Genomic DNA, 16,100 nt, shown 5'->3' with positions numbered 1-16,100 from the left:
GACCTTTCCATCGGTGTGAAGCCATAACGTCGCCTCGTCGAACGGGCATTCCGGCCCGCGTCATCACCCTGGAGCAAGCCATGTCTTCTTTCGTCGTCCACCGCGACGGCCACCCGGCGACCGCCGCGGAGCTGGCGCCGCTCGCCTTCGCGGGCTACGCCCACTTCACCGCCATGCAGGTCAGGGGAGGTCGCGTACGAGGTCTCGACCTCCACCTGGAGAGGCTGCGATCCGCCTCCATGGAGCTGTTCGGCCGGGCACTCCCCGACGATCAGGTTCGGGCCCGGCTGCGGTCGGCCCTCCTGGCAGGCCCGGCCGACCTCTCCCTGACGGCCACCGTGTACTCCCCGGCGGGCGAGTTCACCGCGACCGACCTGGAGCCCTCGCTCTTGGTACGCACCGGCCCGCCCGCGTCCGGGCCCCGAGGACCGCTCTCGCTGGCGGCGGTCGAGCACGAACGGGTCCTCCCCGCGGTGAAACACGTCGGCGAGGTGGCCAAGACGTACTACCTCCGCCAGGCCGTCGCCCGCGGCTTCGACGACGCCGCCTTCCTCGACCGTCGCGGCCGGCTCAGCGAAGGGTCCATCTGGAACCTGGCCTTCTGGGACGGGACCGCGGTGGTGTGGCCGGAGGCCGAGATGCTGGGCGGCACCACGATGGCCATCGTCCGCCGCCAACTGGACCGGCTCGGCGTCCCCCAGCGGGTCCAGGAGATCAGGCTCACCGACCTGCCTGAGCTGGCCGGGGCCGTGGTCATGAACTCGTGGACGCCGGGGGTGCCCGTACAGCGGATCGCCTCGACCTCTCTGCCTGAGGCGCCGTCTTTCGTACGAATGCTGCACGAGGCGTACGAGACCGAACCCCTCAGCGCCCCTTAGGCAGCTCGCCCTCAGGCTGGGTCTCCAAATCGTCGAACAGGTCGTCGAGGGTCTGGGCGCTGAGCGCGCTGGTAGCCCAGGTTTCGAGTCGGTCCAGGTCGGTGCAGGCGGTGATGCGGGCCCGGATGTCGTCGGAAAGTGCGAAGCCACGGGTTTCGAGCACGAGCAGCACCACCCGAGCGGCTTCTTCCACCCTGCCTTCTGCTTTGACTTGGGCTAGGCCGTCTCTGAAACCGCGGCCGTAATGTTCGCGCGCGAAGGGACTGTAGACGGGCCAGGCGGTGGACTTCATGCCGTGGACCATGACCGCCTCGTGGGGGTCGGTGATGATCGAGATGTCGTCCGGTCCCAGCACGTGGGGGTGCAGGCGGTAGCCGGTCAGCCCGGAATCGATCGGCGTGGAGTAGTGGGCGGCGACCCCTTGGTCAGGGCAGATGACCAGGACGGTGACGTCGCAGCGCAGCAGCAGCCACAGTGCGGTGGCATAGCGGGCGAGCTGTTTCGGGTCCTTGGACTTGTCGTGCGGGATCTCCACGACGATGGCGTGCGCGGGCTCGTTGGGTGGCCCCAGGACGACGACCACATCGGCTTCGAGATCCCCCGAGAAACGGGTGTTGAATGTGCTGTCCTCGACGCGGATCAGCGGAGTAGTGGGTATCTCCACTCCCTTGAGGTCGCGCAAGATCTCCACTGCCAGCTCAGGCCGGTCTTTGAACAGCTGAATGAGTGCGTCATGTTGGGGGGACGGCATGACACTCATTGTGACATGCCAACTACCTTGAGTGGTCATCGGGTCTCGCCCTTGACCACCCCGGTTGCCCCATTCACGCGGGTACCGGCTCCGACGCCCGCCCGTGGCTGATCGACCCGAACGAACCCCCGGCCCGACCCGTCATATCCATATGAAGCGATTCGCTGTGGCGAGTGCGTGGCTGGCAGCGTTCCTCCTGGTCATCCCGACGGCTGGTCTGGCCGTGGCGGCCTCGTCGCTGCCCGAGCCCGCGGCATTCCTGGGCTGGTACCTGGTGCTGCTGGCACTGGCCTACATCCTGGGCCTGATCCCCCTCGCACTGATCGGGCTCTCGCCCGACTGGCTACGGGCACTCGTCACGGCGATCGTGATGTACGTGATCGCGCTCGCAACGCCGCTCACCACCGCCATGGCCAGCTTCCCGATCCACGTGACCAGGTGCGGCGGGCTGCCGCTCGTCGCCACGGACTTCGCCGCCGCCAAGAGCTACACCATGCCCAGCAGCGAGTACTACCTGGTGACCCCGCTGGACAGCCGCTTCTTCTGCACCGAGGACGAGGCCCGCGCCGCCCGCTACCACCGATGGCCAGAGCCTTAGCTGCCCTGGGTGAAGATGGTCTTCGACTTCGAGCACGACCCGGTGGGCTGCTTGGCGGTGCCCCGGCAGACCTGGATCTTGATCTGCAGCACGTACCCGTAGCTCCTGCGGAAGGTGCCGACCCCGGGCTTGCAGTAGTAGAAGCCGTGAGTCTTCCAGCGGCCGTTCTTCGCACTCTGGGCGCGGACGATCGCCCAGGAACAGGCCTTGCCGGGGATGTCCCGCACGTTGCCGGAGACGACGAAACCGGACTGGCCCACCGTCACCCTGCCCCAGGCGCTGGCCTTGGCGTCAGCGGAGTACACGGTCCCCCACTTCCAGGACGTACGGTCGGCGGCGGCCGGGGAGGCCAGGGTGAGGGGGAGGGCCAGAGCGGCGAGGAAGGCGAGCAAGCGCATGAGGGAACTCCGGGATGGTACGTGACGTGATCACCTCTAGAGATAGGCCGTGCGCCTTGCGATCCGCTTGAAGCCGACTGTGATCAACCCACCAGCCCGGCGAGCAGATCTGCTGACCTCCAACAACCGGAAGATCGCCCTACACTGACGATCGTGGACTGGATCGAGCGGGTCGCCGAGATCCGGCGCTGGACCAGAGGCGGCGAACGCGCGCCGCACAAACCGCTCCTCCTCCTGTACGCCCTGGGCCGGTTCCAACGCCACGGCAACCGGCCGATCCCGTTCAGCGCCGCCGAGGCCGAGCTCAAGACCTTGCTCAAGGAGTACGGCCCGCCCCGCGACACCAGCCCCGGCTACCCGTTCCACCACCTGACCAGCGACGGCCTCTGGCTGGTCGAGACCCTGCACGGCCCCGGCAGCCCCGGCCCCGAACTGGGCAGATTGCGCGACAGCCAGGCCAGCGGCCGCCTCCACCCCGACCTGGCCCGCGCCCTGTCGGAGGAGCCCGGGCTCCTGGGACGGATCGCCCGCTACCTCCTCGATGCCAACTTCGCCCCGTCCCTGCACACCGACCTCTGCATGCTGGCCGGCCTGGACCTGGAGACGGCGGAGACCACCGCCGAGGTCAGGAAGCCACCGCCGGTCCGCCGCGGCCCCGGGTTCCGCGATCAGGTGCTGATGGCGTACGAGTACTGCTGCGCGTTCTGCTCGTACGACGGCTGGCTGGACGGCACGGCGGTGGGCCTGGACGCGGCGCACGTCCGCTGGTGGGCCTTCGACGGCCCGGACGACCTGACCAACGGGCTGTGCCTGTGCGCGATCCACCACAAACTGTTCGACAAGGGCGTCCTCGGACTGACGCAGGACCGCACCATCACCGTCTCGGCCAGATACGTGGGCCGGTCGCAGGCATCCCGCGACATGGTCCTCTCCCTGGCCGGACGCCCGGCCCGGGAACCCCAGCCGGGCCTGGAGGCGGTCAAGCCAGACCACATCGGCTGGCACGCCCGCCAGGTCTTCCGCACGCCCGCCCGCGGTTGACCGAGCTATTGCTGCTCGTCGAACAGGTCGTCAACGGTCTGGGCGTTGATGGCGCGGGTGGCTTGGGTTTCGAGCCGACCCAGGGCGGTGCAGGCATCGATACCCCGGAGGTCGTCCGGCACTATGAAGCCGCGGGTTTGCAGCAGGAGCAACACCAGCCGCGCGGCTTCTTCCGCCTTGCCTTGGGCTTGTCCCTCTTCGAGGCCGCGACCGTAGTGTTCGCGAGCGAAAGGGCTGTAAACCGGCCAGGCGGTAGATTTCATGACCTCCTCCAGGAGACGCCAGATATCGGGCGCGGCCATGCTGAGGCTTCGTGGGGGTCGGTGATGATCGGGGTGTCGTCCGGACCCAGCATGTGGGCGTGCAGGCGGTAGCCGGTCAGCCCAGAATCGATGGGCTTCGCATAGTGGTCGGCGACCCCTTGGTCAGGGCAGATGACCAGAACGGTCACGTCACAGCCCAGCAGCAGCAACAGCGCGGCGGCGTAGCGGGCGAGCTGACGGGGCCTCTTCGACTTGTCCTGCTGGATCTGAAAGGTCGAGCGCCCCTGCCTGAACAGCTTGCCCAGCAGCGACAGCGCAATCACACTCTTGCCGCTGCCCAGACCTCCGGTGACGATGACCACCTGCTTGGAGTTCGCGCGCCTTGCCCGCTCCATGGCCCCATGACCAGTTCATACGCGACCTGCTGTTCGTCCAGCAGCGTGAACTGCTCGCGCTCGCGGACCTCCTTCGACCCGTACGACAGAACTGCTTGCTCGGGCAGGGGTGCCGCATCTGTCGCGAATGCCGCAGTTCGTGTCTCGCGAATGTATGCCTGTGACCGATATGTTTCGGTCATCCATTATGCCGGATCTGTAGAGGACCCTAAATCAAAGCTCCGCCCTCCTTACGTATCGTGCATACTGTGCCCCATTGTGTGACCCTGATTGTGTGTGTCACGACTAAACTGTTCGATCGGTAGATCAAGAGGGAGGTATGGCATAGCCTGTAAGGTTCTGTTGATTCAGGAATGAGGCGGATAGGTAGACGCAAGATAAGCATGTATCTCGAAAGAATCATCGCTCAGAGATTGTGGAGGGCCTAGAGTCGCGCTCAGCGAGTTCGCTGCAATCGCGGATGCTTTGCAAGCGGTACGAGCGAGGTCGGCTGAGCCGTCAACCTGTTAGACCAAGGGGGGCGCATGACACACGAAGTAGGACTCTGGCGAATCGGTGCAAGCGGCGAACCTGTTCGTGTCACTTCCAGTCCGATTCCGTTGGAATCCGAGCTGGAAACTCTAGATGAATAGATTGGGGAGCGGCCAGTGGTGGTTGGCTGTAGGTCTCTCCGATAAGATTCCAAATCCCACTAGTGTACGTGAGTGCTTGCGGCGACCACTAGGAGGCTATTGCAATAGTCGCGAAGCGAAAAATCATTTGATCAAAGTGTATCGACTTGTCCATGATGCATGCCCAGCTGGATGACTGATCTAAAAAGTGCAGAGAGAAATATGGTGGAGGGCGAGTGACCGCTGGACGCTATCGATCGATATTCCACACGGACCTTACCCCGGCGGATGCTACAACCACCGCGTCCCGTGAATGGCGCCAGTGGCTGGTCAAGAAGAGTGTGCGCCAGAAGATTGATATTGAGGCATACGATAATGGTCAGGCCGTACTGGGGGACGGCATAGTTCTCCTCCGCGACACAAGAACGGCCGGAGACGGTACGCAGACCAGCAAGTGGCAGTTACGTGAGCACAAGGACGGCGGATATTGGCTCAGCTCTCTGATCGTGCATGCGCCCGGCAGGGTGACGACCGCCAATGAACGCACCTGGTTCTGGCTCGATGTCGAGCATGTACGCCCGGCCCAGAGTTCGGAGGATGCTGGGAGGCCTTCCCTCGCGGCGCTGCCTGGCCTCGCGCGTCAATTGCTAGGGGCGGTGGATGCTCGAGATCATTGGGCTTATCTGCGGCCGACCCCCACGCTGATCCGCCCTGACAGGGTGGACGACCTCTTGGAAGTCCTGACTGACGAACAACGGCGACTTCCCGCTGTTGTCGCTTCTCCTCACGACCGAGTCTCTTTCTCTGCCTGGAAAGCGACGATTGATCGGGTGACCCGTTTTCTGCCGGGTCTGGCGAGTCTTTACCTCCTCGATCCGCTTGCCGCAGATGCGTTCAACCGCGATGTAGGCAAAGCGTACGAAGTCCGTAGCGGAGCAGTGCGCACCTATCTTCCCGACCTTGATCTGGCGATCGAGGAGGATGCAGGTAGGCACAGATACTTGTCCGGTTCGCGAATCGAAGCCGATTTCAGTAGGTCGACGCAGCTACTCGCTGCCCTGCCTCGGCAACTGGCGGCGGACGGGCGCTTGCCTGAACCGCTGAACAAATTGACGCGTACCGCCGTGGCCGCAACTGCGCATGGATCGAGGCAGGCAGCACGCACATCGGATACGTTATCTTCCGACTTCTCGCGCCTGCTTAAGGAGAACAAGAAGCTGCTCGCCGATAACGACGAGTTGCATGAGCTTCTGGATCTTGCCGGATACGAGGAGCAGAAACTCCGCGATGACGCAGCCAATCTTCAGGACGGTTTAATCGATACGGCAGCGGAGCTGGAAGTAGCAAACCAGAAGATCGCCGAACTCACTGACTGGGTACGGGTACTGCGGCAGAGGCTAAGCTCGGTAGGGCGCGCGACCGAGGCCTATGTCCCCGCCGAAGTACTGACTCTTCTTCCCACGCAATTGCCGGAGGTCATCGAACGGCTGGATGAGCTTAACCGCGTTGAGTTCACCGGCGACATCGACTATGTGTGGAAACTGGAGGAGAAGGCACAGTCGTCCACATGGGCGCAAACGACCTGGCAGGTGATGCTGGCGTTCCAGGACTACGCCGAGGCAGTGTTCGAAGGTAGATTCAACGGCGACTTCCGCCGCTGGTGCACAGAGCCGCTCCCCGGGGCCGCCGCTATCTCCGCGGGAAAGGTCAAGTCAGATGAATCGGAGACAGTCCACACCAACACCAAGCTGAGTCGGCTGCGGCTGCTGCCGGTACCGCCAGACGTTGATCCGTCTGGTTGCGCCTATATGTGGTCACACATCCGGATCGGTGGCGGTGCCGGGATGAGCGCTCCGAGGATGCATTACTTTGACGACGTCCGGAAGACGGGAAAAATCTACATCGGCTATATTGGCCCTCACCTACCCGTGAAGTCGACCAACTGAGATCCAGACAAGGTCGACAACGGGCTGAGTGGATACGTACACCGCTCCGGCTTGCCGCTGAGCACGCCGAGGAAGTCAGTTATGTACTTGCAGTACCGGCGTACCTGCTCGTCCGGATGCAGCTTCTCGCCGCCCGGCATGCCGTCCACGATCACGGCTCTTCGAATTGAGGCGGGGTTGTGGTGCCCCGGGCGCGGCGGGTGGTGGCGCAGCGAGTGCGTAGTCGTTGGTTCTCCGGATTGCGGAAGCCGTGGGCGTCGCGGGCGACGGTTTTTATGACGCGGCTGGTGCCTTTGGAGTCGGCGTTGGTGATGCCGGTGTGGATGAACGCGAGGATCTGGGGGCGCCAGGTCTCGATGGTGGTGGCCAGCCGGAAAGAGGGATGGCCGAACCGGGTATCAACGCTCCGATCCCGACGGCTGTCCGTGACCAGCTCTCCAGCAGGGCTGGGCCTGTCCGGATAACAGAGTCAGCGCCTGGTGCCGACGTGGCTCGCCTGTCAGCCTTGGCGTGTCGGTGCGGAGCGAGCCGACCTACAGGAGCAAATCCTCGATCGTGTGCTGTCCGATTTCCAAGCCCGGAGCGGCGACTTCAAATCCGAAACGGATGAGCTGGCGAGCCACGGTTACCCGGCCGCCGGAGAAGTCGCTGGGTCGGTGAGGCCGCCCGGTGACCCCGCAGTGGGCTGCTCCCGCAATCGCCTTCGAGCCGTAGCGTCGGCCCTCATGAACGAGGAAGTACCCCGCGCCGGCCAGTACTCGTACCGCTCCAGGAAGGCGTCCCGCCCTATCGAGTCGTACTCCGCGATCGCGGTAAGGATCATTTCACGACGAAGATCCGCGAGTCCCACGGTGACAGCTTATGGGGCGATTTCTCCGCCACACAGCCTTTCGGCACCGGACCGTGATCGGCGACTGCCTCCGCCTACTCGGCAGCGGGCTGAGCTTCGCTGGGCGGGCTGACGAAGCTGCCCATGTGGGGGACCGTGTAGATCAGGCCTTCTTCGCGAAGAGCGCGTACGGCCTTGCGCGCGGTGTCGCGGGCGATGCCGAACTCCTGGACGAGTGAGAGTTCGGAGACCAGGTGCTTGGGCGGATAGCTGCCTGACTGGATGCGCTCCCGGATGACGTCCGCCACCTGCTGCCATCTCGGCCGGTCTGGTTCGAACTCGAACATGAATCAACGGTAGAAAACGGTCGCCGTAGACCTTCATTGGCCTACGTCTATAGACAAGGGTAGACATTACTTCGTACGCTCAAGCGCATGACGCCACCTCCCTATGACCTTGACAGCCTTCGCGCGGCCTTCCCCGCCTGGTCGATCTTCCGCAGCGATGCAGGCGTGTTCTACGGCACCCGTCGCGGCGTCCAGCTCCGGGAAACCGACATCGACCAGGGACTGCGGCAGACGGTGAGCGCGGAGGACGCGTACGCCTTCGTATCGTTGCTCCAGGAACAGGGCCACTTGGCGGTGACGCCGTGAGCCGTCCGCCGCTAGGCCAAGAGTGCCTCGGCCTCCACGTACCCACACCCCGCGCCGACGCCATACGGGTGGACTGGGCGAAGAGCCTTCCCAGAGCGGACCGGCTGCGAGTCCGCGGCCATACATGTGCCTGTACCTACCCAGCGTTCGAACTCTGCACAGCCGCCGGCCTGTGGTTCGTCCGGCGCCTCCCCGCCAAAGGCCTCGGGGAAATCGTGGAAAGCGTCTGGACGTCCGCCCGCGCGACCGAGGAACTGTGGCTGCAGATCGTGACCGGCCGCGCTCGGTGATGTAAGCGGGCCGACGAACCCCCACAGACAGGGACGCCGGCGACGGTTGCTGAAAGTTTGCCGCCCTGTACGTGGCAGCAGAGACAGCACGAGGGACGTTGAAAGACGAGGTCCAAAGCAACTCAGGCCAGGAAGCCGTCCTGTCCTAACCGGTAGCCGCGAGGCCAAGGGCACCTCGCAGGGAAAGGTCAGGAATGAAGATCGTCGTAGTAGGCGGAACCGGTCTGATCGGTTCCAAGCTCGTCGCCAAGCTCGACGAGCGCGGCCACGAGGCCGTGGCAGCATCCCCGAGCACCGGAGTGAACGCCCTCACCGGCGAAGGCCTGGCCGAAGTGCTGGAGGGCGCGTCCGTGGTGGTCGACGTATCGAAATCCCACTCCTTCGAGGAAGCCGCCGTACGAGAGTTCTTCGACACCTCCACCCGAAACCTGCTCGCCGCGGAGGCAGACGCCGGCGTCGGCCACCACGTCGTCCTGTCGATAGTGGGCGCGGATCGCCCGCCGGCGCGCCCGTACTTCCAGGCGAAGGCCGCCCAGGAGAAGCTGATCCAGGAGTCACCGATCCCGTTCTCGCTCGTACGCGCCACCCAGTTCTTCGAGTTCGTCCCGAGCATCGCCGACGAGGCGACGGACGGCGGCAAGGTGCGGATGGCGCCCGTGCTCTTCCAGCCCATCGCGGGTGACGATGTCGCGCGGGCGGTCGGCCGGGTCTCGGTGGGGGAGCCGACGAACGGCAGGGTCGATGTGGCGGGACCCGAGCAGGTCCGGATGGACGAGTTCTTCCGGGAGGCGCTCGCCTCCTGGGGTGATCCGCGTGAGGTGGTCACCGACCCGCACGCGCACTACTTCGGAGCCGAGCTGCGCGAGCGGTCGCTGGTGCCGGATGACGGCGCCACCCTCGGCGAGATCCGCTATCGAGACTGGAGGTAGGTCCCATGTCTGAGGCCAAGCAGAGGTCGACCGCCTGGCAGACGGCGCTCACCATGCTGCAGGAGGTCGAGCCGCCCTTCATCCCGGAGGGGGCGCACGTGATGACCGTGGTCATCGAGTTCCCGCCCGGTGACCCCGGCACGCCGCCGCACCGGCACTCCGGCCCGGCGTTCGGCTACGTGCTGGAAGGCGAGATGCTGTTCGAGCTGGAAGGGGAGCCGGAGCGGGTCTTGCGAGCCGGTGAGGTGTTCTGGGAGCCGGGCGGCGACGTCATCCACTACCAGGACGGCAACCACCGCGACGACGTCCGGCTCCGCTTCACCGTCACCATGCTGTGTGAGCCCGGCAAGCCGATGCTCACGCTGGTCGACGACGAAGAGCTCGCCCAGCGCCAGGACTGCCGCGCCCCTCGCCCGTCCTAAGAGCGGCCCGGCGGCACGAATTCGGGCTGGTCGAGCACCCGCAGCCAGCTCCCGTCGGCCTGACGCCGGACCACCTGCGCACGAGCGCCGGAGCCGTCCTTGGGCGGCGTCGAGGTCAGGGCGATGTCGCCGCTGATCAACGTGGGCAGCGGCTCCTCCGGCGAGAACCGGGGACGCCCGGCCAGCACCTTCGACCACAGCTCGCGGATCGCCTCCCGCCCCACGGTCTGGCTCCCCGGCGGGTAGGCCAGCACCGCGTCCTCCTCGTACAGATCAGCGACCCCGGCCGCGTCCCCGGCGTTGGACCGCTCGACGAACAGCCGGGTGATGTCTTCAGGTCGCATGGCCTTCTCGTATGCGCTCATGCCTCCAGCATCCCCATCCCTCCCGTCAGAAGTCCAACAGCTGGTTCTGATCGAAGCCAGAACCAGCACTCATGAAACGCGGCTCATGTCCCCTGTCCCGGGTATGCCCTCGGCGAGCCCGTAGCGCAGGTACACGGTCCCCTTCGGGCCGGCTGCCGGTGGTTCGAGGAGTGTGACGTTCGTGGGCACCGCGCCGCCGTCGAACACCTTCTTGCCGACGCCGAGCACGATGGGGTGCACCCAGAGGTCGAGACGGTCGAAGAGCTTCTCGCGCAGGAGGGTCTGCACCAGGTTCAGGCTCCCGACGACCTTCACGTGCTCGTGCCGGTCGCGGATCTCGCGCACCGCGCCGGCCAGGTCCGGGCCGAGGCGCGTGGAACCGGCCCACGAGAGGTCGGGCGTGCCGCGGGAGGCCACGTACTTCGGGACGCTGTTGAACAGCGTGGCGATCTCGCCCTCCTGGTGCGGCCAGTAGGCGGCGAAGATGTCGTAGGTCCGCCGGCCGAGCAGGAGCGCGTCCGTGCCCTCGTACGCGGCGGATACCTGCGCCCCTGAGGCCTCGTCCAGCAGGGGCGCCTGCCAGCCGCCGAACGGGAACCCCACCGGGTCCTCGTCGGGGCTGCCGGGCGACTGCCCGACGAGGTCGAGGGTGGCGAACAGTTCGATGTGGATGAGGCCCATGCCCTTACTCCCGATGCGTTGGTTGTCTGGGTCGAGAAGTAGACCTCTGGGCGCCGGCGGACTCATCGCTGCGCATCGCGTCCGATGTCCTCCTCGACGGGGGCGGTGAGCAGGAAGTCGGGCGCCCAGCGTTGAGGGTCACGACGGCCTTGACCGTTTCGCACGGCCCAGTGGTTTCCAAGTGAGTCGCAAACCCATCACTCCACAGTGACACCATGCCCTCTCGTTCCGAAGCCTCCGGCGAGTCGATGTTCACCATGGTCGTCCTGGTCGTCGCCACGATGGTCGCGGCGGTGGGATGGACCCTGACGGCCACTGTCCCCGCACTGGTCGACATCGGATTGGCGACCGGTCTCACCGGCGCTCCGGGAACCTTGACCGTTCAGGAGTGCCATGACGTGGAGTCCAGCAGGTATGGCAGGCAGGTGTGCACGGGCGACTTCGTGTACGCGGCCACCGGCGACAAGGTGGCGGCGGTCGGCGCCTTCTCCTGGGGCGAGCCCGGCCGCGTCTATCCGGCTCAGATCACCAGCGGTGGTGACCGGGCCGGATTCCGGGGAGTGCAGGGCGCTCTGGCAGCGCTTCCCCACGTCTCCATCGACTTGATCTTCATCACCGCGGCGGGGATGGCCCTGAGGCTTCGGGCCTTCCGCTTGCGCAACGCGGTAGCGGTCGCCGCAGTGGGACTCGTGGGGATCATCGTCGGCGTCGTCGCGAGATGGTTCTGAGGGCCAGGGTGCCGTCTTCGGGGCGCTGTTGAACAGGCCATGTTAGAAGCCCATCAGATAGTCCTCGTCGAAACTAGAATCAATGCTTATGGAACTCCGGCAGCTCGAGTACTTCATAGCCGTCGCCGAAGAGCGCAACTTCACCAGAGCCGCCGAACGCGTCCACATCAGCCAGTCCGGCGTCAGCGCCCAGATCCGCCAGCTCGAACGCGAGCTCGGCGCCGAGCTCTTCGAAAGGCACACCCGCACCGTCACCCTGACCGTCGCCGGCAAGGCCGCGCTCGAACACGCCCGCGCCGCCATCGCCGCCTCCAACGCCGTCAAGCAGGCAGTGGGGGAGGTGACCGACCTGATCCGGGGCAGGCTCACCGTCGGCATGGTCATCGGCTGTACGGTCACGCCGCTGTTCGACGCCCTCGCCGCCTTCCACCGGGCGCACCCGGGAGTGGAGATCTCGCTGCTGGAGGGCAACTCCGACCGGCTCGCCGAGAGCGTACGAACCGGGACGATCGACCTGGCCCTCATCGGGACGGGGACAGCCGAGCACGACGGGCTCCACACGATGACGATCATCAGTGAACGCCTCGTCGCGGCGGTCTCGCCCGGCCATCCCCTCGCGGGCCGGGAACGGGTCACCCTGGACGAGCTGACCGCGTACCCGATCGTCTGCATGCCGGAGGGCACCGGGCTGCGCGCCGTGTTCGACCGGGCCTGCGCCGCGAGAGACCGCCGGCCGGTGATCGCGTTCCAGGCCAGTGCCGGGGACGCCGTCGCCGACCTGACCGCGCGAGGGCTCGGCGTCGGCATCCTCAGCGAGTCGATGGCCGCGCACCACCGCGACCGGCTCGCCGCCCGCGTCATCGACGACGTCGAAGCTCCCGCCCGGCTCGCCCTCGTCTGGAAGAACACCCACAGCCCGGCCGTACGGGAGGCGCTGGCGCACAGCCGGAAGGCCTTCGCCGTTAAGCCGGACGATAACGCCGGTCATTAGCGTGCTGGTGAAACCGGGGGAACGGCCCCGGCGCACCCGAGGAGCACCATGCGCAGAAGAGCCGGCCTGATCCTGCTGTCGACCCTCACCGCCCTCACGGTGGCGACCCCCGCCCAGGCGCACGCAGCCGCGGGCTGGCAGTGCTGGGCGAACTCCTACCAGAACGACGGCGACGCCGGCGGGAGGTCGGCCTACACCCAGTTCCTCTACAACAACAGCACGACCAACCAGGTGAAGGGCAACTTCTACGCCCTGGACGAGCGCATGACGCTCAAGAACGGCACCTCGTACCCCGTGATCCTCCGCCTCTTCAACGCCCGGACGGGAGCCCAGATCGGATACCTGAGCGCCGCGGCGAACTCACCGAACAAGATCAAGGACCTCGACCTGGCCGAAGACATCCCCGTCAAGCTCGAACTAACCATGAACCGCTTCCACGTCTGCACCGCCACCGGCGCCATCACCTGAGCAGGGACGGTCCAGGCCGGCGGCGAGTTCGGCGATCACCAGGTCGACCTGCCGCCCCAGCACCTCGGCGGACGGTTCCCGCCCCGCCTCCAGCCACTGGTTGACCACGATCCGCAGCGCCGCATGCACCGCCGCCGCGCACACCATCGGATAGACGGAGTCCTCAGGGACGACGACACGTTCGGCGATCGCTGAAGCCAGCGCCTTCTCCTGGGCGGCGAGCATGGCGAGCTGCTGCGGTACGAGCGACGGCGTCCGGTGGATCAGCCTGACCACCGCCAAGTAGTCGCGGTTGGCCGCGTCACTCTCGTTCAGGATCACCAGCACCGCCTCACGGAAGGCCCGCAGAACGGATTCCGTACGGGGCCGCGCCCGGAACTCGGCGATGAGCGCCTCCGCGGCCGAGGACACGGTGGCCACCACCGCCTCCTCCTTGCTGGAGAAGTAGTTGAAGAAGGTGCGCAGCGCGATGTCGGCCTCGTCGGCGATCCGCTCGACGGTGACGTTCTCGACCCCGTCGCGGATCGCCAGCCGCAGCGCGGCCTCCTTCAGGGCGGCGCGAGTGGCCTGTTTCTTCCGCTCACGCCGCCCCGGAAGCGTCGTCATGACCAGGTCACAGGTAGCGAGTGGACGCCGAAGATCAGCATCTCGTTGCGTACCGGGATCTTCTCGGCCGGCACGGCCAGGCGCAGGCCCGGCAGGCGGGTGATCAGCTCGCGCAGGCCGATCTGCATCTCGACGCGGGCGAGCTGCTGGCCGAGGCACTGGTGGACGCCGTGACCGAAGGCGAGGTGCGGGGTGCGGGGGCGCCGCACGTCGAGCCGGTCGGGGTCGGGCCAGTGCTGGGCGTCACGGTTGACCTCGGGGGTGGCGATCACGACCGTGGCGCCGGCCGGGATGTCGACGCCGCCCAGCGTGACGGGCTCGGTCGTGACCCGGTTGACGCCGAGCTGGATGATCGACAGGTGGCGGAGCAGCTCCTCGACCGCGTTGTCGATCAGGGAGGGGTCGGCGCGCAGCGCGGCGAGCTGGTCGGGGTTCTCCAGCAGTGCGAACGTGCTCAGGCTCAGCTGGTTGGCGGTCGTCTCGTGGCCCGCGCCGAGCAGGACGAGCGCGACGTCGACGAGCTGGGCGTCGGTGAGCGGCGGGTCGGCGTCGTGGACGAGCCCGGACAGCAGGTCGTCGGCAGGGTGGGCGCGCTTGTGGGCGACCAGGCGCTGCATGAACCCGTACAGCTCGGCCCCGGACAGCGCCCGCCGCTCGGGGTCGGCGCTGCTGTCGAGCGCCACGGAGGTGTGCTCCTGGAACTCGGCCCGGTCGGCGTAGTCGACGCCGAGCAGCTCGCAGATGACCAGCGACGGCAGCGGCAGCGCGAACGCCGGCACCAGGTCGGCCTCGTCGCCGGCCGCCTTCATCGCCTCGATGTGCTCGACGGCGATCTCGGTGACCCGCGACTCCAGCGCCTTCATCCGCCGCACGGTGAACTGGCCGGTCAGCAGCCGCCGCAGGCGGGTGTGCTCGGGCGGGTCCATGAAGACGAAGAACCCGTCCTCGCGGGTCGCGAGCGGCTCGGGGGTGGTGGGCGCGTCCACTTCGTGCGGCTGCATCGACGTGGCGTCTCGGTGGCGCATCTTGTCGGCGCTGAACCGCGGATCGGACAGTACGGTGCGCGCCTCCTCGAAGCCGGTCACCAGCCACGCCTGCGCGCCGTTGCGCAGCGGCAGCGGCTGCACCGCCCCCTGGCCGCGCCGCTCCCGCAGACCGGGCGGCGGGTCGAACGGGCACTGCCCGCGCTCCAGCATGTCCGGGGGGATGATCTGGCGCATCGCCGTGGGGCTGGAGCTCGGCGACTCTTCGGGCGTCGCGGTCTGCGCGGTGTCGGCGCTCATGTACGCATCCTGTCTAGAGGGGACAGGTCAAACATACACAACGCGCATCAATGCGTGTCGTGCAAGATTTTGCGAACCTCCGCCAGCAGCTCGACCTGCGTCCGCCAGTCCCCGCCCGCTATCCCGACCACCGCGTGCCGCGCCCCCGCCTCGCGGTAGGCGGCCAGCTTCTCGGCGGCCTCCTCCGGACGGCCGGTCAGCGGGATGTCGATCACCTCCTCCACGGGACGCCCGTAGGCGCCGCCGATGCCTGACGCGATCTCCTCACGGGAAGGGACCCCCGTGCCCAGGGCGCAGGTCCCCCCGATCGCGACGACCGGCGCGGGCCTGCCTTGCTCCGCGGCCAGCTCGGCGAGCCGCGCCGCGCCCTCGGCCAGCTGAGCGGGGGAGATCAGGGACGGGAACCAGCCGTCCCCCAGCCGCGCGGCCCGCCGGATCGCCGTCATGGACGCGTTCCCGACCCAGACCGGGGGCATCGGCACGGACGGCGCCAGCTCGACGGCCGCGCCCTCGACCTCGGTCCGCTCGCCCGCCAGCAGGCGCGGGAGGAGCCGCAGCGCGCTGTCGGTACGGGGCCCGCGCTCGGCGTAGGGCACCCCGGCGGCGGCCCACTGCCCGGGGCCGCCACCCGAACCGACCCCGAGCACCAGCCGGCCGCCCGACACGTACTGGAGCGTCGCGACCTGCTTGGCGGCCCAGGCGAGGGGGCGGATCGCCGGGATGAGGACGCTCGTGCCGATCCTGACCCGGGCCGTGGCCGCGGCGGCGGTGGCCAGGGCGATCGGGGCGTCCAGCGTCGGCGCCCCGACCGCGAGATGATCCCCGTGCCACACGCCGTCCAGCCCGGCGTCCTCCACGTGCCGCGCCGCCTCCCGCAGGTCGATGCCCGCACCGACCCCGGGCAGGATGACGCCGATCTCGAAGCTGTTCATCCTCGTACGGTGCAACCTGAAGTTCGGTTGACGTCAAGTATC

At 67.0% G+C, this 16,100-nt stretch carries 21 protein-coding genes and 1 pseudogene; 10 read left to right on the top strand and 12 right to left on the bottom strand.

Features of this window, described 5'->3' with window-relative positions:
- Positions 1–80: 80 nt before the first annotated feature.
- Positions 81–878: an aminotransferase class IV family protein gene (locus ACZ6YG_RS38635; protein WP_466020712.1), complete on the top strand. Its 798-nt coding sequence runs from the start codon at positions 81–83 to the stop codon at positions 876–878.
- On the opposite strand, the gene ACZ6YG_RS38630 is transcribed toward ACZ6YG_RS38635, so the two are convergent.
- Positions 865–1,629 carry an RpnC/YadD family protein gene (locus ACZ6YG_RS38630; RefSeq protein WP_466020711.1) on the bottom strand — a complete coding sequence of 255 codons (765 nt, stop codon included), beginning with the start codon at positions 1,627–1,629 and terminating at the stop codon, positions 865–867. The two genes, ACZ6YG_RS38635 and ACZ6YG_RS38630, sit on opposite strands and share 14 nt — an antisense overlap.
- Positions 1,630–1,780: 151 nt before the next feature.
- Between ACZ6YG_RS38630 and ACZ6YG_RS38625 the strand changes: the two genes are divergently transcribed.
- Positions 1,781–2,227, top strand: a complete 447-nt coding sequence (locus ACZ6YG_RS38625) for a hypothetical protein (RefSeq protein ID WP_466020710.1) — start codon at positions 1,781–1,783, stop codon at positions 2,225–2,227.
- Here the strand turns inward: ACZ6YG_RS38625 and ACZ6YG_RS38620 are convergent.
- Positions 2,224–2,625, bottom strand: coding sequence for a hypothetical protein (locus ACZ6YG_RS38620; RefSeq protein ID WP_466020709.1), 402 nt, complete (start codon positions 2,623–2,625; stop codon positions 2,224–2,226). The two genes, ACZ6YG_RS38625 and ACZ6YG_RS38620, sit on opposite strands and share 4 nt — an antisense overlap.
- Positions 2,626–2,778: 153 nt before the next feature.
- Here ACZ6YG_RS38620 and ACZ6YG_RS38615 point away from each other — a divergent pair, with 153 nt between their 5' ends.
- Positions 2,779–3,666: a phosphorothioated DNA-binding restriction endonuclease gene (locus ACZ6YG_RS38615; protein WP_466020708.1), complete on the top strand. Its 888-nt coding sequence runs from the start codon at positions 2,779–2,781 to the stop codon at positions 3,664–3,666.
- 5 nt (positions 3,667–3,671) lie between these two features.
- On the opposite strand, the gene ACZ6YG_RS38610 is transcribed toward ACZ6YG_RS38615, so the two are convergent.
- Together ACZ6YG_RS38610 and ACZ6YG_RS38605 are read right to left on the bottom strand one after the other, a co-directional pair.
- Positions 3,672–3,929: a hypothetical protein gene (locus tag ACZ6YG_RS38610; RefSeq protein ID WP_466020707.1), complete on the bottom strand. Its 258-nt coding sequence runs from the start codon at positions 3,927–3,929 to the stop codon at positions 3,672–3,674.
- A complete protein-coding gene (locus ACZ6YG_RS38605; RefSeq protein ID WP_466020706.1) occupies positions 3,926–4,324 on the bottom strand; it encodes a hypothetical protein in 399 nt (132 codons plus the stop codon). Before ACZ6YG_RS38605 ends, ACZ6YG_RS38610 begins: the two co-directional genes overlap by 4 nt.
- Positions 4,325–5,171: 847 nt before the next feature.
- Here ACZ6YG_RS38605 and ACZ6YG_RS38600 point away from each other — a divergent pair.
- Positions 5,172–6,881, top strand: a complete 1,710-nt coding sequence (locus ACZ6YG_RS38600; RefSeq protein WP_466020705.1) for a hypothetical protein — start codon at positions 5,172–5,174, stop codon at positions 6,879–6,881.
- A 151-nt stretch (positions 6,882–7,032) separates the two neighbouring features.
- On the opposite strand, the gene ACZ6YG_RS38595 is transcribed toward ACZ6YG_RS38600, so the two are convergent.
- The 3 genes and pseudogenes from ACZ6YG_RS38595 to ACZ6YG_RS38585 all read right to left on the bottom strand — a co-directional run bounded on the left by ACZ6YG_RS38595 (position 7,033) and on the right by ACZ6YG_RS38585 (position 8,057).
- Positions 7,033–7,251 carry a transposase gene (locus tag ACZ6YG_RS38595; protein ID WP_466020769.1) on the bottom strand — a complete coding sequence of 73 codons (219 nt, stop codon included), beginning with the start codon at positions 7,249–7,251 and terminating at the stop codon, positions 7,033–7,035.
- 163 nt (positions 7,252–7,414) lie between these two features.
- Positions 7,415–7,731 (bottom strand): annotated as a pseudogene (locus tag ACZ6YG_RS38590) (ScoMcrA-related endonuclease).
- Between the two features lie 74 nt (positions 7,732–7,805).
- Positions 7,806–8,057, bottom strand: coding sequence for a GntR family transcriptional regulator (locus tag ACZ6YG_RS38585; protein ID WP_466020704.1), 252 nt, complete (start codon positions 8,055–8,057; stop codon positions 7,806–7,808).
- Positions 8,058–8,144: 87 nt separating this feature from the next.
- Between ACZ6YG_RS38585 and ACZ6YG_RS38580 the strand changes: the two genes are divergently transcribed.
- From ACZ6YG_RS38580 to ACZ6YG_RS38570, 3 genes are all read left to right on the top strand, one after another.
- On the top strand, positions 8,145–8,363 hold the full coding sequence (locus ACZ6YG_RS38580) for a hypothetical protein (RefSeq protein ID WP_466020703.1): 219 nt from the start codon (positions 8,145–8,147) through the stop codon (positions 8,361–8,363).
- A 484-nt stretch (positions 8,364–8,847) separates the two neighbouring features.
- On the top strand, positions 8,848–9,582 hold the full coding sequence (locus ACZ6YG_RS38575; RefSeq protein WP_466020702.1) for an SDR family oxidoreductase: 735 nt from the start codon (positions 8,848–8,850) through the stop codon (positions 9,580–9,582).
- 5 nt (positions 9,583–9,587) lie between these two features.
- Positions 9,588–10,004, top strand: a complete 417-nt coding sequence (locus ACZ6YG_RS38570; protein ID WP_466020701.1) for a cupin domain-containing protein — start codon at positions 9,588–9,590, stop codon at positions 10,002–10,004.
- Here ACZ6YG_RS38570 and ACZ6YG_RS38565 read toward each other — a convergent pair.
- Complete coding sequence (locus ACZ6YG_RS38565) at positions 10,001–10,369, bottom strand: YybH family protein (RefSeq protein ID WP_148035025.1); 369 nt, start codon at positions 10,367–10,369, stop codon at positions 10,001–10,003. The genes ACZ6YG_RS38570 and ACZ6YG_RS38565 overlap by 4 nt on opposite strands.
- 69 nt (positions 10,370–10,438) lie before the next feature.
- Positions 10,439–11,050 (bottom strand): dihydrofolate reductase family protein, encoded by a 612-nt coding sequence (locus ACZ6YG_RS38560; RefSeq protein ID WP_466020700.1) that lies wholly within the window; start codon positions 11,048–11,050, stop codon positions 10,439–10,441.
- Positions 11,051–11,265: 215 nt separating this feature from the next.
- Between ACZ6YG_RS38560 and ACZ6YG_RS38555 the strand changes: the two genes are divergently transcribed.
- The 3 genes from ACZ6YG_RS38555 to ACZ6YG_RS38545 all read left to right on the top strand — a co-directional run bounded on the left by ACZ6YG_RS38555 (position 11,266) and on the right by ACZ6YG_RS38545 (position 13,237).
- Positions 11,266–11,778, top strand: a complete 513-nt coding sequence (locus ACZ6YG_RS38555; protein ID WP_466020699.1) for a hypothetical protein — start codon at positions 11,266–11,268, stop codon at positions 11,776–11,778.
- 88 nt (positions 11,779–11,866) lie between these two features.
- The gene (locus tag ACZ6YG_RS38550) at positions 11,867–12,769 is read left to right on the top strand and encodes a LysR family transcriptional regulator (protein ID WP_466020698.1); all 903 of its coding nucleotides are present in this window, start codon (positions 11,867–11,869) and stop codon (positions 12,767–12,769) included.
- A gap of 48 nt (positions 12,770–12,817) precedes the next feature.
- Positions 12,818–13,237 carry a hypothetical protein gene (locus ACZ6YG_RS38545; RefSeq protein ID WP_148035021.1) on the top strand — a complete coding sequence of 140 codons (420 nt, stop codon included), beginning with the start codon at positions 12,818–12,820 and terminating at the stop codon, positions 13,235–13,237.
- Here the strand turns inward: ACZ6YG_RS38545 and ACZ6YG_RS38540 are convergent.
- The 3 genes from ACZ6YG_RS38540 to ACZ6YG_RS38530 are packed head-to-tail and all read right to left on the bottom strand — an operon-like array spanning position 13,187 to position 16,058.
- Complete coding sequence (locus ACZ6YG_RS38540) at positions 13,187–13,843, bottom strand: TetR/AcrR family transcriptional regulator (RefSeq protein WP_466020697.1); 657 nt, start codon at positions 13,841–13,843, stop codon at positions 13,187–13,189. The genes ACZ6YG_RS38545 and ACZ6YG_RS38540 overlap by 51 nt on opposite strands.
- On the bottom strand, positions 13,840–15,126 hold the full coding sequence (locus ACZ6YG_RS38535; RefSeq protein ID WP_466020696.1) for a cytochrome P450: 1,287 nt from the start codon (positions 15,124–15,126) through the stop codon (positions 13,840–13,842). The genes ACZ6YG_RS38540 and ACZ6YG_RS38535 overlap by 4 nt, the downstream gene beginning before the upstream one ends.
- A gap of 47 nt (positions 15,127–15,173) precedes the next feature.
- Entirely contained in the window at positions 15,174–16,058 is an 885-nt protein-coding gene (locus tag ACZ6YG_RS38530; protein ID WP_466020695.1) for an LLM class flavin-dependent oxidoreductase, read from the bottom strand.
- Between the last annotated feature and the right edge of the window lie 42 nt (positions 16,059–16,100).

This window comes from Nonomuraea sp. NPDC054003 (genome assembly GCF_055585125.1).
This window is presented reverse-complemented; position numbering and strand designations above follow the sequence as displayed.